9 protein-coding genes are annotated in these 14730 nt (G+C 65.8%); 7 read left to right on the forward strand and 2 right to left on the reverse strand.

The window, feature by feature from the left end:
- Window positions 1-69: 69 nt before the first annotated feature.
- The 4 genes from nrfB (at window position 70) to CAY82_RS13845 (ending at window position 7318) form a co-directional block, all read left to right on the forward strand.
- Window positions 70-2244: a cyclic di-3',5'-guanylate-activated glycosyltransferase NrfB gene (nrfB, locus tag CAY82_RS13830; protein WP_087501705.1), complete on the forward strand. Its 2175-nt coding sequence runs from the start codon at window positions 70-72 to the stop codon at window positions 2242-2244.
- The gene (locus CAY82_RS13835; protein WP_087501706.1) at window positions 2241-5246 is read left to right on the forward strand and encodes a phage receptor; all 3006 of its coding nucleotides are present in this window, start codon (window positions 2241-2243) and stop codon (window positions 5244-5246) included. The genes nrfB and CAY82_RS13835 overlap by 4 nt, the downstream gene beginning before the upstream one ends.
- Window positions 5246-6085 carry a DUF4434 family protein gene (locus tag CAY82_RS13840; RefSeq protein ID WP_087501707.1) on the forward strand — a complete coding sequence of 280 codons (840 nt, stop codon included), beginning with the start codon at window positions 5246-5248 and terminating at the stop codon, window positions 6083-6085. The genes CAY82_RS13835 and CAY82_RS13840 overlap by 1 nt, the downstream gene beginning before the upstream one ends.
- A gap of 141 nt (window positions 6086-6226) precedes the next feature.
- Window positions 6227-7318 (forward strand): diguanylate cyclase, encoded by a 1092-nt coding sequence (locus tag CAY82_RS13845; RefSeq protein WP_087501708.1) that lies wholly within the window; start codon window positions 6227-6229, stop codon window positions 7316-7318.
- Between the two features lie 122 nt (window positions 7319-7440).
- On the opposite strand, the gene CAY82_RS13850 is transcribed toward CAY82_RS13845, so the two are convergent.
- Window positions 7441-8739 (reverse strand): ATP-binding protein, encoded by a 1299-nt coding sequence (locus tag CAY82_RS13850; RefSeq protein WP_087501709.1) that lies wholly within the window; start codon window positions 8737-8739, stop codon window positions 7441-7443.
- Window positions 8740-8745: 6 nt separating this feature from the next.
- Complete coding sequence (locus tag CAY82_RS13855; RefSeq protein ID WP_087501710.1) at window positions 8746-9447, reverse strand: response regulator transcription factor; 702 nt, start codon at window positions 9445-9447, stop codon at window positions 8746-8748.
- A 272-nt stretch (window positions 9448-9719) separates the two neighbouring features.
- Between CAY82_RS13855 and CAY82_RS13860 the strand changes: the two genes are divergently transcribed.
- The 3 genes from CAY82_RS13860 (at window position 9720) to mobA (ending at window position 14672) form a co-directional block, all read left to right on the forward strand.
- On the forward strand, window positions 9720-10895 hold the full coding sequence (locus CAY82_RS13860; protein ID WP_087501711.1) for an efflux RND transporter periplasmic adaptor subunit: 1176 nt from the start codon (window positions 9720-9722) through the stop codon (window positions 10893-10895).
- Between the two features lie 11 nt (window positions 10896-10906).
- Entirely contained in the window at window positions 10907-14035 is a 3129-nt protein-coding gene (locus CAY82_RS13865; RefSeq protein ID WP_087501712.1) for an efflux RND transporter permease subunit, read from the forward strand.
- Between the two features lie 61 nt (window positions 14036-14096).
- Window positions 14097-14672, forward strand: coding sequence for a molybdenum cofactor guanylyltransferase MobA (gene mobA, locus CAY82_RS13870; protein ID WP_087501713.1), 576 nt, complete (start codon window positions 14097-14099; stop codon window positions 14670-14672).
- Window positions 14673-14730 lie beyond the last annotated feature (58 nt).

Genomic DNA, 14730 nt, shown 5'->3' on the forward strand with positions numbered 1-14730 from the left:
ACAACTTCGTCCAGGGAATCGAACGAGGATAAAGACGATGGCCCACCCCTTCCTGCCGGTGACCGGCACATGAGCCTGGTATTCATCGATTTTCTCACCTATGTGCTGTTCGGCCTGAAGATACTCGCGGTCGTCCTGGCCTCGCTGATGTTCCTGCTGGGCCTGGATGACCTGTTCATCGACCTGTGCTACTGGGGCCGCAAGCTGATCCGGCGCTTTCGCATCTACGACAAATACGAAAAAGCCGATGAAAAACGCCTGTTCGAGGTACCGGAGAAACCCCTGGCCATCATGGTCCCGGCCTGGAACGAAGTGGGCGTAGTGGGTGAAATGGCGCGCCTGGCAGCCTCGACCATCGACTACGAGAACTACCAGATCTTCGTCGGCACCTACCCCAACGACCCGCAAACCCAGGCCGACGTCGACGCGGTATGCCTGCACTACCCCAACGTGCACAAGGTGGTCTGCGCCCGCCCCGGCCCCACCAGCAAAGCCGATTGCCTGAACAACATCATCGATGCGCTGCTGCGCTTCCAGCAGGACGCAGGCATCGAGTTCGCCGGCTTCATCCTGCACGACGCCGAAGACGTGATCTCGCCCATGGAGCTGCGCCTGTTCAACTATCTGCTGCCGAACAAGGACATGATCCAGATCCCGGTGTACCCCTACGCACCGGAATGGAAAGGCTTCACCGCCGGCCACTATGTCGATGAGTTCGCCGAAAATCACGGCAAGGACGTGATCGTGCGTGAGGCCCTGACCGGCCAGGTGCCCAGCGCCGGGGTCGGCACCTGCTTCAGCCGCCGCGCCATCAGTGCGCTGCTTGAGGACGGCGACGGCATCGCCTTCGACGTGCAGAGCCTCACCGAAGACTACGACATCGGCTTCCGCCTGAAGCAGAAGGGCATGAAGTGCATTTTCGCCCGCTACTCCATCACCGACCCGACGCTGACCCTGAAGCAGGAATGGCGCCCGGGCATGAGCCGCGAATTCTCCCAGGTGATCTGCGTGCGCGAGCACTTCCCACGCGACTGGCAGCATGCCATCCGGCAGAAGTCGCGGTGGATCGTCGGCATCGTGTTCCAGGGCACCAGCAACCTCGGCTGGAGCCGCAAGGGTGCGCTCAACTACTTCCTCTGGCGTGACCGCCGCGGCCTGTTCGCCTACCTGCTGAGCTTCCTCGTCAACCTGTTGCTACTGGTGTTGCTGGCCATGTGGCTGGTCACGGTGATTGCGCCGGAGTCGTGGCGCTTCATGTCGATCCTGAGCGACAGCTGGCTACTGACCACCTTGCTGTGGCTGAACGGGCTGATGCTGGTTAACCGCCTGTTCCAGCGCGCCTGGTTCGTCACCCGCTTCTATGGCATCGGCGAGGGCCTGCTGTCGGCGCCACGGATGATGTGGAGCAACTTCGTCAACTTCTTCGCCAACCTGCGTGCCCTGCGCCAGGTGATGGAAATGGGTGACTCGCGGCGCGTGGCCTGGGACAAGACCACCCATGAATTCCCCGCCATCGCCGCCCCCGCCCGCACGCCGCTGGGCCAGCGCCTGGTGGCCAAGGGCCTGATCAGCGACGAACAGCTGCAACAGGCGATCACCAGCCCGGTACGCCGGCGCCTGGGCCGCGAGCTGCTGCTGCGCGGCTGGCTGAACAGCGAACAGCTGGTCGCCACCCTGGCCGAGCAAATGGACCTGCCCTGGGCACCGCTGAACCCGTTCAAGCTCGACCCGCAGCTGATCGCCAAACTGCCGCGCAAGCTGGCGACGCACTATGGCGTGCTGCCGGTGGCCGAAGACGGCGACACGCTGGTGCTGGCCAGCGAAAGCCCGGTGAGCCAGGTGTCGCTGGGGGTGATCAGCCGCCAGCTGAAACGTCCGGTCAGCGCCCGCCTGGCGCCACAGGGCCGGGTGACCTTGGGCCTGCGCTACCACTACCCAAGCCCTTGGCAGAAGCCGGAAACCCGCGACATGCTGGCCATCCTCGAACGCCACCAGGACGACGAAGTGCTGCTGGAACGGGTCAGCCACCACCAGGTAATGCTCGGCGCGCTGCTGCAGGTGCGCGGCATGGTCCCGGTCACCCTGTTCAACCAGGCGCTGATCGACTTCGACCCCGAACACCAGAGCCTGGGCGAGCACCTGATCGCCCGCGGCATCATCACCGAGCAGGTGCTGCAGCAGGCCCTGATCGAACAGGCCAGCGAACAGCAGGCCGCCTTTGACCTGACCCGGGAGGTGGCATGAAGCCGCGCTTTTCCCTCACCTTCACTGGCTTGTTGCTGTGCTCCGCCGCCCTGCCCGCCACTGCTTCGGCGCCGATGACCGACTTTCAGCGGTTCACCAGCTACCCGTTCATGGAGCGCAGCTACCGCGAAGCGAAGAAGGACAATTGGCCCGAGGTCGAACGCCTGACCCGCCACGTGCTGGGCCGGGTACCGAACAACGACGAAGCCCGCGCGCTGCTGGTGGAGGCTCTCGCTCACCAGCGCCGCTACAAGGAGGCCGAAGCCCTGGCCGAACAGTTGGATGGCAGCCCCGAATACGCCAACGCCCTGCTTGAACTGCGCCTGACCTGGATCGAACAAGACCCGCCTCCTGCCAGCCAGGTGGAACAATGGCTGGCCAGCAGCGACGGCGCTCAACGGGTGCGCCTGTGGCAGGCCTATAGCTTGAGCCTGGCCAGATTCGGTGGTGCCGCCAGGGCGCTGGACTGGCTCAACCAGCTGCCGCCACAGGGGGACAGCCAAGTGCTGCGCCTGACCCGGGCCAACTTCGCCGAACAACTGCGCAACTGGAAGGAGACCATCGAACAGCTGCAGCCGCTGGCTAACCAAGGCCAGTTGCCTGCGCAAGACTGGCAGCGCCTGGCTAATGCCTACATCCAGCAAGTGGATGAAAAAGGGCTGAATGCGCTGCTGCCCAACGCCCCCTCCCCCGAAGCAGCCAACCAGGCCCGCCTGGCCATGGCCAACCGCGCCATAGCCGTCGGCCAGAACCAGCAGGCACAGCGTTGGCTGCAAGCACTGCCGGCCGCGCAGCTGAACCAGCCCGAGCAGCGCCAGCAACTATGGGAACTGGCCCGCGAAGGCGACGACGCGCCACTGCTACAGCGCCTGAGCAACGAACTGCAACGCCCCTGCCTGGAGACCGTCGACTGGCTGTCGCGCCGCGACCCGGAGCTGGCGCGCGCGCAGTTCAAGGGCTGCACCGCCAGCAATGACCCCAGGGCCTATGCCGTGCTCAAGCAACGCCTGTACGGCGACCCACCCCAGCCCCCGCAACCACGCACCGCCGCCGAATGGGAGCAACGCTATCGGCAGAGCGGCGATATGGCCGCACTGGAGCAAGCCACCTTCCTGCTGATGCAACAGGGCCATGGCGAACACGCCCGGCAACTGCTGGAGCAGGCCTACGACCGTCACCAGGGCCGCCTCGCACCGTCGCTGCTGCAGCGCCTGGGCAACCTGTATGCACGTAACGACGGGCCGCTGGACAGCCGCCGCATACTCGGCCTGATCCCTCGGGTCGACGCCAGTACCCGGGCCCAGCTGCTCGGCCGCCTGGCCGAGGCTGGCCAGTGCGATGCCGTGCGCCAGGCCGTACCGGCCACCCCGAGCGAGCCTGGCCAGTACCGCGCCCTGGGCCGCTGCGCCATGCCCGACCAGCCCGGCGAAGCGGTGGTCTACTACCAGGCCGCCGAGCGCCTGGGCGACAGCGGGAGCCGCTTGCCCCTGGCCTATGCCCTGGAAGCCGCTGGCGACTCCGAAGCGGCCCTGCCTATCTGGCGCACCCAGCCGGACAGCGCCTGGACCGACAACGCCCGCCTCACCGCCGCCCGTGGCGCGCTGAACGCTGGCGACGCGCAAGCGGCCCGGCGCTATTGGGACGCCGCCGCGCACGATAGCGCCGACGACTGGGCCCTGGGTGCCGCCATCGCCCAGCGCCAGGGCGATTACCAGGCCGCACTGGGCTTCCAGCGCCAGGCCCTGGCGCACAACCCGCGGGCCGACCACTACTACGCCGCCTCCAGCACCGCGCTACTGGCCGGCGACAGTGCCCAGAGCAGCGCCTGGCTGGCCGAAGCCGTGCGCCTGGCCCCCGACCAGCCGCGTTACCGCGCCGACTACGGCATGCGCCTGGCCGGCTCGACCGACAAGGCCCAGCGCCGCCAGTCGATCCCCTATCTGGAACGCGCCACCCACGACTTCCCCGAGGACTACCGCCTTGGCGAGACGCTGGCGTTGCGCTACGACGAAGCCGAAGACAGCGCTTCGGCACGCCGTGAACTGCGCCGCATTCTCGATGTGGAGCAGGACCTGGTCGACGGCGACGACGAATACGGCAGCCTGGAAGCCCGCAAGTACCGCCAACGCCGCGCCCACGAAACCCTGTCGCGGCGCGACACCATCACCCTGGCCAGCACCTGGTCGCCGGCCGGCACCTCGACCAACGACAAGTTCCTCGACAATGGCCAGCGCAGCGGCACTTCGCGCCGCGCGCAATCGCAGAACGTGCAACTGGCCATGTGGGACCACGCCCTGGGCGAAGAGCCCAGCCGCAACGGCAGCACCCTGTCGGTGTATGGCCGGGTACTGTTCGGTGGGCAAAGCCGCACCGACTACGCGCAAAGCATGGGCACTGGCGTCGGCCTGCGCTACAAGCCACTCGGCCAGGCCAACCTCAACCTGTATGCCGAGCTGTACCACCAGCGACAAATCGACGAGGAGCACTACCGCGGCCTGAGCCTGGGCCAGCTGCTGAGCCCGGCCAAGGTCGGCGGCAACTGGGGCGACCTGCGTCACCACGCCGAATCGAGCAACGACCTGCTGTTGCGTGCCACCGCCTCGTTCCTTGACCAGGGCGACTGGCGCAACGACTGGCGGGTCGATGAGGACGACTGGAACGAGCGCTTCCTCTACCTCGACGCCGCCTGGTGGACCCGTGCCGGCGACCACGCCTGGCTGTCGCGCTACCAGCAGGGCCACGCCTGGAAGCTGCCGGGCAGCTCGCCGCAAACCATCATGCCCTATGGCTTTGTCGAGTTTTCCAGCCAGGACCCGAGCAACGACTGGCGCCAGGACGCCCGGGCCGGGGTTGGCGTGCGCTGGCAATGGTGGTTCGACGACGACCGCTACAACGCCTATCGCGGTTCACTGAAAGTGCGTGCCGAGTACCAGCAATCGCTGGGCGGCAATCTATACGAGCGCGCCAACGGCGTGCTGGTCGGTGCGGAGATGACCTTCTGATGCGTACGTTCCTGGCCCTCTGCCTGCTTGCCCTGTGCCTGCCCGCCAGCGCCGACCAGCGCCTGTTCTACCAACCCCTCAACCGCGACGCCAATGTCACCCCCACCCAGTGGCAGCAACTGTGGCACGCCACCGTGGCCCAGGGCGGCAAGACCCTGATCGTGCAATGGAGTGCCTATGGCGACAGCGATTTCGGTGGTGCCCAGGGCTGGCTGGCCGACAGCCTGCGCAGCGCGCGTGCCCAGGGCTTGCAACTGGTGCTGGGGTTGTACATGGACCCGGCCTACTACCAGCGCCTGGACGAGCTCGATGGTGAAGGCCTGAGCAGTTACTGGAAAGCGCAGCTGGGGCGCTCGCTCAGCCAGTACCAGCAACTGCGCCAGGCGTGGCAGTTGCCGGTGGACGGCTGGTACCTGCCCATGGAGCTGGACGACCATCATTTTCGCGAGGCCGAGCGCCGGGATGCCCTGCACAGCCAGTTGCAGGCCTTCAACCGGCAACTGGACAAGCCTTTGCACATCAGCGCCTTCAGCGTCGGCAAACTGTCGCCGAGGGTCAATGCCGCATGGCTGGATCAGCTGGCCGGGTTGGGCTTGACTGTGTGGTGGCAGGATGGTGCCGGGACCAGGCGCCTGCCCGTGCTGGTAAGTCAGGGTTACGAACAGGCCTTGCCGTGCCGGGTGGGCGTGGTACGCGAGGCGTTCCGCCAGGTGAGCGCACCAGGGCAGGTGTTTCGCGCTGAGCCTTCCCAACCGAAGCTGACCGGCGGGTGCCATGCCGAGGCGGTGTTCGACCTGCGTTACCGGCCATGGGCCCGGGGTGTTCTGCCCACCAATTGAATCTCCAGGCCCGGCCTCTTCGCGGGTAAACCCGCTCCCACAGGGACCGCACAGATTTCCAGTGCTGTGGGAGGCCTGTGGGAGCGGGTTTACCCGCGAAAGGGCCAGGCCTGGTAAAGCAGTACTCTCAGGAGCCCAGCGATGTTCAAGACCATCGAAGCCCACGTGCGCAAACAGGTCGCCCCCGCCGCCCTGCGCGCCGAGTTCCGCCAGCACGAATTCGAGGCCATGCGCCCGTTCTGCCTGCTGGTATTCAGCGTCAGCATCCTGATCTGGCTGGTCTTCGACCTGATCGTCAGCTTCCTCGGCGGCCAGGGTTTCACCTGGCTGTCCTATCTGTTCATCACCCTGCTCATCAGCCTCACCGTGGTGCTGCGTTTTACCCGTCGCAGCCATCACTTCGACGTGCTCAACCTGCTGTTCATCGCCACCATCACTGTGGGCATGCGCCTGGTGATCGATGGCATCCCGGTGCCCCTGCGCCCGGTGTGGCTGGTGCTCGGGGTGTCCACCGTGCTGTATGCCGTGTCGGTGCTACCGGTGCGGCGCTGGTCGTTCTTCTGCGCCATGGCCATCACCTGGGTGGTGCTCAACCCGTTCTACCACACCCGTATCGAAGCGGACGCGCTCGAAGGCGCCATGCTGTTCAGCTACGCGGTGTTCCTCAGCGGCCTGGTCATCTACAGCTACCTGCAGATGCGCAAGGCCAAGCTGCACAACTTCTATCTGTCCAAGGTGCTGCTGGAGCAGGCCTATGTCGACGCCCTGACCGAAATTCCCAACCGCCGCTCGTTCATGACCCAGGCCGACCACCAATTGCGCCTGGCCGAGGGTGGGCAATATCTGGCGATGATCGACATCGACAACTTCAAGCGGGTTAATGACCGCTTTGGTCATGACGTGGGCGATGAAGTGCTCAAACGCGTGGCCACGCATATCAAGGTGAGCATGGCCGGTTACGAGTTTGCCCGACTGGGCGGTGAGGAATTCGCGATCTTTTTCCACGGGCTGGACCAGCAAGGGGTCGAGCAACGGGTGGCGGCGTTATGCCAACGGGTGCGAGAGGACGTTGACGAACACCCGGTGACCGTCAGCATCGGCCTGGCCCGGGTGGACCAGGGCGACAGCCTGACCACGGCGCTGGTGCGTGCAGACCAGGCGCTGTACGAGGCCAAGCACAGCGGCAAGGACCGCTTTGTGCTGTGGTCCAGCCAGCTGGCAGAGCAGGGTTAGCAGGCCCGTCCCTTTCGCGGGTAAACCCGCTCCCACAAGTGCGCCACAGTGTTTGAAATCTAAATCTGTGCGGTCCTTGTGGGAGCGGGTTCACCCGCGAAAGGGCCGGCACAGGCAACCCATCACCCGGCAGGCAAGCGAATCCGGAACTGTGCCCCACCCAGCGCCGACTGCGCCACGGTCAAGGTGCCGCCTTGCCCCTCGATCGCCCGCCGGCTGATCGCCAACCCCAAACCAAACCCGCCGGTATTGCGGTCACGGCTACGGTCCAGGCGGTAGAACGGCTGGAAGATCCGCTCGCGCTCCTCCACCGGAATTCCAATCCCGTCATCCTCCACCGTCACCAGGCAGGCACCATCCTCTTCCAGGCGCAAGCGCAGCAACAGGCTCTCGTCACAGTACCGCATGGCATTGCGCACCAGGTTCTGCACCGCGCGTGCCGTCAGCCTTGGGTCCAGCACAAAACGCGGCAAATCACCCTCGGCTCGTACCTCCCACTCGATACCCCGGCCATCGAGCTCTTCGGCAAAGCCACCCAGCACGCTGTCGACCAGCTCCAGCAGCGACACCTCGACCCGCTCGCGGGCCTGGTCGGCGTTGTACAGCCGGCTGTAGGACAACAGCTCCAGCACCAGCTCATCCAGCTCCCGCACATGCCCCACCAGCCCCAGCAGGCGCTTGCGGCTGGCCGGCGGCACTTCGTCGAACAGCAGCACCAGGCCGAAATCCAGCCGGGTCAGCGGCGTGCGCAGCTCGTGCGACACCGCATTGAGTAGCTCGCGCTGCTGGTTGACGTGGCGTTCCAGGTCACTGGCCATGGTGTCGAATACCCTGGCCAGCTCACCGATGTTGGAGTGCGGCGAGATGTGCGTACGCTCAGCCATCTGCCCCTGGCCCAGGCGCCGGGCGGTTTCCTTGAGGCGCTCCAGGTCGCGCCAGTGCGGCCATACCCACAGCAGCAGGCAGCCGAGCATGGCCGCACCGATCAGTACAGTCACGCCCCACGACAGCACGTTGATATCCAGTGGATCTGGCGGTGAGTGCAGGCGCACCAGCCATTCCTTGTCCAGCGGCGCCAGCACTGTCTCGTAGTAGCCCCATTCGGCGATGCGCACGGCGTACAGGCCATGCTCCAGGCGCGCCTGCTCGTCCTCGCTCAGGTCGGCCTGATCCATGCGCAGCAGCTGCAGCTCCAGCGGCGCGAAATCACTGGCCAGCTCTTGCTCCACCGCTGGCCACTGCTCGCGCGGGGCCTGGCGGAACTGGCGCACGATCAGCGACTGCACGCCCTTGGCCTGGTCCAGGTTGTAGGCCATGAAGCGGTCCTGGAACAGGCCGACGATCGTGTCAGGGATGAACAACAGCGCACCGGCATAGGCAACGATGATCACCAGGTACAGCCGCACCAGAATCTTCAGCATGGGCGGTCAGCACTCCCACTCGACGCGGCTGAACAGATAGCCCTTGCCCCACACGGTCTTGATCTTGCGCGCTTCACCGGCGTTATCGTCGAACTTGCGCCGCAGCTTGGAGATGGCTACATCCACCGAGCGGTCAGTGCCGTTGAACTCGATACCACGCAGCTGCTGCAGGATGCGGTCGCGGTTCAGCACTTCGCCAGCATTGCGCGCCAGTACCACCAGCAGGTTGTACTCGCCGCTGGACAGCTCCACCTCTTCACCGCGCCAGCTGACGCTGCGCTCGGCCAGGTCGATGCGCAGGCCACCGATCAGGATCAGGTCGTTGTCCAGACGCGGCTCGTTGACGCTACTGCGGCGCAGCAGGGTGCGCACGCGGGCCAGCAGCACACGCGGCTCGCAGGGCTTGGTCACGTAGTCGTCAGCGCCCATTTCCAGGCCCAGGACCTGGTCATGGCTGTCGTCGCGGGCGGTCAGCATCAGGATCGGCAGGCCCTGCGACTCCTGGCGCAGCAGGCGGCACAGCTGCAGGCCATCGATGCCCGGCAGCATCAGGTCGAGGATGACCAGGTCAGGCTTTTGCCGACGGTACTCGTCCAGCACATGATCGCCACGGGCGATCACCTGGACATGGAAGTCGTTACGTTGCAGGTAGCTGGCGATCAGCTCGGACAGGGCGCTGTCGTCTTCGACCAGGAAAATATTCGGCATAGGCGCTTGGGAATCCGGGTTGTGGTAGGCCTTGCCGGTCTCTTCGCGGGTAAACCCGCTCCCACAGGGACTGCACAGGTTCCAGATGCTGTGCGGTCCCTGTGGGAGCGGGTTTACTCGCGAAGAGGCCGGTACAGGTAAACGCAGAATATAGAACCCTACAGGTCGAGAGGATTGTTCTTCACACTTTTTCACACTCGTCCTACAGGTATTAACAGCCACCCAAGGAACGCCTGCCGTAGCATACAGGCGGTCATCATCGGAAGATCCGTATGTCTACTACCCTCCCCTCACGCCTGCGCCCATTGGTGCTTCTGGCGTTTCTGAGCCTGTCCCTGGCCGGTTGCGACGACAGCGCCGAACAGGATGAGCAAGCCCCCACCCCGCAAGTGCGGGTGGAAACCCTGCAACTGCAACCACTGGCCATCAGCAGTGAGCTCAGCGGCCGCATCCTCGCACCACGCACCGCCGAAGTGCGCGCGCGGGTCGCGGGCGTGGTGCTCAAGCGGGTGTACCGCGAAGGCAGCGACGTCAAGCAGGGCGATGTGCTGTTCCTGATCGACCCGGCGCCGTTCAAGGCCGACCATGACAGTGCCCGCGCCACCCTGGCCAAGGCCGAGGCCACCCTGTACCAGGCGCGCCTGCAAGAGCAGCGCTACCGCGAGCTGGTCGACGACAAGGCCGTCAGCCGCCAGGAATACGACAACGCCAAGGCCAGCTACCTGCAGGCCGATGCCGCAGTGGCCGAGGCCAAGGCCGCTCTGGAGCGCGCCCGCCTCAACCTCGGCTACGCCACCGTGACCGCGCCGATTTCCGGCCGTATCGGCCGCGCCCAGGTCACCGAAGGTGCGCTGGTCGGGCAGAACGAGACCACGCCGCTGGCGACCATCCAGCAACTGGACCCGATCCACGCCGATGTCACCCAGTCGACTCGCGAACTCAACGCCCTGCGCCGCGCCTTGCGTGCAGGCGAGCTGCAGCAGGTCGGTGACGGCCAGGCCCGTGCCACGCTGATCCAGGACGACGGCAGCACCTACCCGCTGCCGGGCAAGCTGCTGTTCTCCGACATCAGCGTCGACCCCAGCACCAACCAGATCACCCTGCGCAGCGAGTTCCCCAACCCGGACCTCGACCTGCTGCCCGGCAGCTACGTGCGCGTGCGCCTGGAGCAGGCTGTTCAGCCCAAGGGCCTGAGCGTGCCGCAGCGCGCCATCCTGCGCGACAGCGCCGGCGTGCCCAAGGTGCTGGTGGTCGACCCGCAGGCCCGGGTCAGCGACCGCCAGGTCGTACTGGGCAGCGCCCAGGGCGACCGCTGGATCGTCAGCGAAGGCCTGGCCCCCGGCGAGCAGGTAGTGGTCGAGGGCCTGCAACACGTCAAGGCCGGTGACCAGGTGCAGGTCGACAACGCATCAGGGGCACCGCCCATCGCACAGCACACTGGCCAGTGAGGGCCTGACTCATGCCGCAATTCTTCATCGACCGCCCGGTATTCGCCTGGGTGGTCGCCCTGTTCATCCTGCTGGCCGGTGCCCTGGCCATCCCGCAGTTGCCGGTGGCCCAGTACCCCAACGTGGCTCCGCCGCAGGTGGAAATCTACGCCGTATACCCAGGCGCTTCGGCGGCGACCATGGACGAGAGCGTGGTCAGCCTGATCGAGCAGGAGCTCAACGGCGCCGACAACCTGCTGTACTTCGAGTCGCAGAGCAGCCTGGGCAGCGCCACCATCACCGCCACCTTTGCCCCGGGCACTAACCCGGACCTGGCCCAGGTTGACGTGCAGAACCGCCTGAAGGTGGTCGAGTCGCGCCTGCCACGCCCGGTGACCCAGCAGGGCCTGCAGGTGGAAAAGGTCTCCACCGGCTTCCTGCTGCTGGCCACCCTCACCTCCGAAGACGGCAAGCTCGACGAAACCGCCCTGTCGGATATCCTCGCGCGCAACGTGATGGACGAGATCCGCCGCCTCAAGGGCGTCGGCAAGGCCCAGCTGTACGGTTCGGAACGTGCCATGCGCATCTGGATCGACCCGCGCAAGCTGATCGGCTTCAACCTTACGCCCAACGACGTGGCCGAGGCCATCGCCGCGCAGAACGCCCAGGTGGCCCCCGGCAGCATTGGTGACCTGCCCAGCCGTAGCACCCAGGAAATCACCGCCAACGTGGTGGTCAAGGGCCAGCTGAGCAGCCCCGAGGAGTTCGCTGCGATTGTCCTGCGCGCCAACCCGGACGGTTCCACGGTGACCATCGGCGATGTCGCCCGGGTCGAGATCGGTGCCCAGGAATACCAGTACGGCACGCGCCTGAACGGCAAGCCGGCCACCGCCTTCAGCGTGCAGCTGTCGCCGGGCGCCAACGCCATGGAAACCGCCACCCTGGTGCGGGCGAAGATGCAGGACCTGGCGCGCTACTTCCCGGAAGGCGTCAAGTACGACATTCCCTACGACACCTCGCCATTCGTCAAAGTGTCGATCGAGCAGGTCATCAACACCTTGTTCGAAGCCATGCTGCTGGTGTTCGCGGTGATGTTCCTGTTCCTGCAGAACCTGCGCTACACCCTGATCCCGACGCTGGTGGTGCCGGTGGCGCTGATGGGGACCTTCGCCGTGATGCTCGCCATGGGCTTCTCGGTCAACGTGCTGACCCTGTTCGGCATGGTGCTGGCCATCGGCATCCTGGTCGACGATGCAATCGTGGTGGTGGAAAACGTCGAGCGGATCATGGCCGAGGAAGGCCTGCCGCCCAAGCAGGCCACGCGCAAGGCCATGGGCCAGATCAGCGGCGCGATCGTCGGTATTACCCTGGTGCTGGTGGCGGTGTTCCTGCCCATGGCCTTCATGCAAGGCTCGGTGGGGGTGATCTACCAGCAGTTCTCGCTGTCAATGGCCGTGTCGATCCTGTTCTCTGCGTTCCTGGCGCTCAGCCTGACCCCGGCGCTATGCGCCACCCTGCTCAAACCCGTGGCCAAGGGCGAGCACCATGAACGCAAGGGCTTCTTCGGCTGGTTCAACCGCCGCTTCGAAGGCATGAGCAACGGCTACCAGCGCTGGGTGATGCAGGCGCTCAAGCGCAGCGGCCGCTACCTGCTGGTATACGCGCTGCTGCTGGCGGTGCTGGGCTATGGCTTCAGCCAGCTGCCCACGGCGTTCCTGCCCACCGAAGACCAGGGCTACACCATCACCGACATCCAGCTGCCGCCAGGTGCCAGCCGCATGCGCACCGAACAGGTGGCGGCACAGATCGAGGCGCACAACGCCGAGGAACCGGGCGTGGGCAACACCACCTTGATCCTGGGTTTCAGCTTCTCCGGTAGCGGGCAGAATGCGGCACTGGCCTTCACCACGCTCAAGGACTGGTCCGAACGCGGTGCCGACGACAGCGCCCAGTCGATCGCCGACCGCGCAACCATGGCCTTCACCCAGCTCAAGGACGCCGTGGCCTACGCTGTGCTGCCGCCGCCGATCGATGGCCTTGGCGAGTCGACCGGCTTCGAGTTCCGCCTGCAGGACCGCGGCGGCATGGGCCATGCCGAGCTGATGGCCGCCCGCGACGAGCTGCTGGCCAATGCCACCAAGAGCAAGGTGCTGACCAACGTGCGCGAAGCCTCGCTGGCGGAAAGCCCGCAGGTGCAGCTGGAAATCGACCGCCGCCAGGCCAATGCCCTGGGCGTGTCGTTTGCCGATATCGGCACGGTGCTGGACGTGGCCGTAGGTTCCAGCTACGTCAACGACTTCCCCAACCAGGGCCGTATGCAGCGGGTGGTGGTGCAGGCCGAAGGCGACCAGCGCAGTCAGGTCGAAGACCTGCTGAAGATTCACGTGCGCAACGACAGCGGCAAGATGGTGCCACTGGGCGCATTCGTCCAGGCCAGGTGGGTCAGCGGCCCGGTACAGCTGACCCGCTACAACGGCTACCCGGCGGTGTCGATTTCCGGCGAGCCGGCAGCCGGCTACAGTTCGGGCGAAGCCATGGCCGAAATCGAGCGCCTGGTGGCCCAGCTACCGGCCGGCGCCGGCCTGGAATGGACTGGCCTGTCGCTGCAGGAACGGCTGTCCGGCAGCCAGGCACCGATGCTGATGGCGCTGTCGTTGCTGGTGGTGTTCCTGTGCCTGGCAGCGCTGTACGAAAGCTGGTCGATTCCAACAGCAGTACTGCTGGTAGTGCCGCTCGGCGTGCTCGGTGCGGTGCTGGCGGTGACCCTGCGCGGCATGCCCAACGATGTGTTCTTCAAGGTCGGCCTGATCACCCTGATCGGCCTCTCGGCGAAGAACGCCATCCTGATCATCGAGTTCGCCAAGAGCCTGGTCGACCAGGGTGTCGATGCCGTTGACGCCGCCGTGCAGGCCGCGCGCCTGCGCCTGAGGCCGATCGTGATGACCTCGCTGGCATTCATCCTCGGCGTGGTGCCACTGGCCATCGCCAGCGGCGCCAGCTCGGCCAGCCAGCAGGCAATCGGCACCGGGGTGATCGGCGGCATGCTCAGTTCCACCCTGGCGGTGGTATTCGTGCCGGTGTTTTTCGTGGTGGTGATGCGCCTGGCCGGGCGACGCCAGGCGCGTAATGCCAACTCGCAAACCGCGACCAGCGAAAGCTGACTGGACAAGCCCCGCGTGAAATGGGAGGGTTCCCGGCAATGACTGCCCGGAACCCTTTTTCATGCCTGATGCCCTGCCCCCCTGCTCCATCCTCATTCTCGCCGGTGGCCGCGGCCAGCGCATGGGCGGCCGTGACAAAGGCCTGATCGACTGGCAGGGTGAACCGCTGGTGGCGCATGTGCAGCGCGTGGTACGGCCACTCAGCGATGATCTGGTGATTTCCTGCAACCGTAACCAGGAGGCCTACCGGGCCTATGCCGACCAGTTGGTGGGCGATGCCGAGGCGGACTACCCCGGGCCGTTGGCGGGGGTAATTGCCGGGCTCAAGGTGGCGCAGCATGAATGGGTGGTGCTGCTGGCCTGTGATGCGCCGCTGGTTGACCGGGCGTTGATCGAGGACCTGCTGCGGTTGGCGGTGGCGGGTGACAGTGCGGCGATGGTGCGCCAGGGTGGGTACTGGCAGCCAATGTTCAGTGTGCTGCCACGCCGGGTGTTGCCGGTGCTGGAGCAGGCCTGGGCGGCGGGCGAGCGGAGTTTGCAGAAGGCCTTGCTGCGTGAAGCTGTGCAAGGGCTGGAATGTAGTGACGATGATCGCAGGTTGAGCAACTTCAACAGCCCGGAGCTGTTGCAAGGCTGAGATCATCTACTGCCCGTGCCGGCCTCTTCGCGGGTAAACCCGCTCCCACAGGTTCTCC

Origin of the sequence: Pseudomonas sp. SID14000, assembly GCF_002165135.1 — a bacterium.
GTDB lineage: Bacteria > Pseudomonadota > Gammaproteobacteria > Pseudomonadales > Pseudomonadaceae > Aquipseudomonas.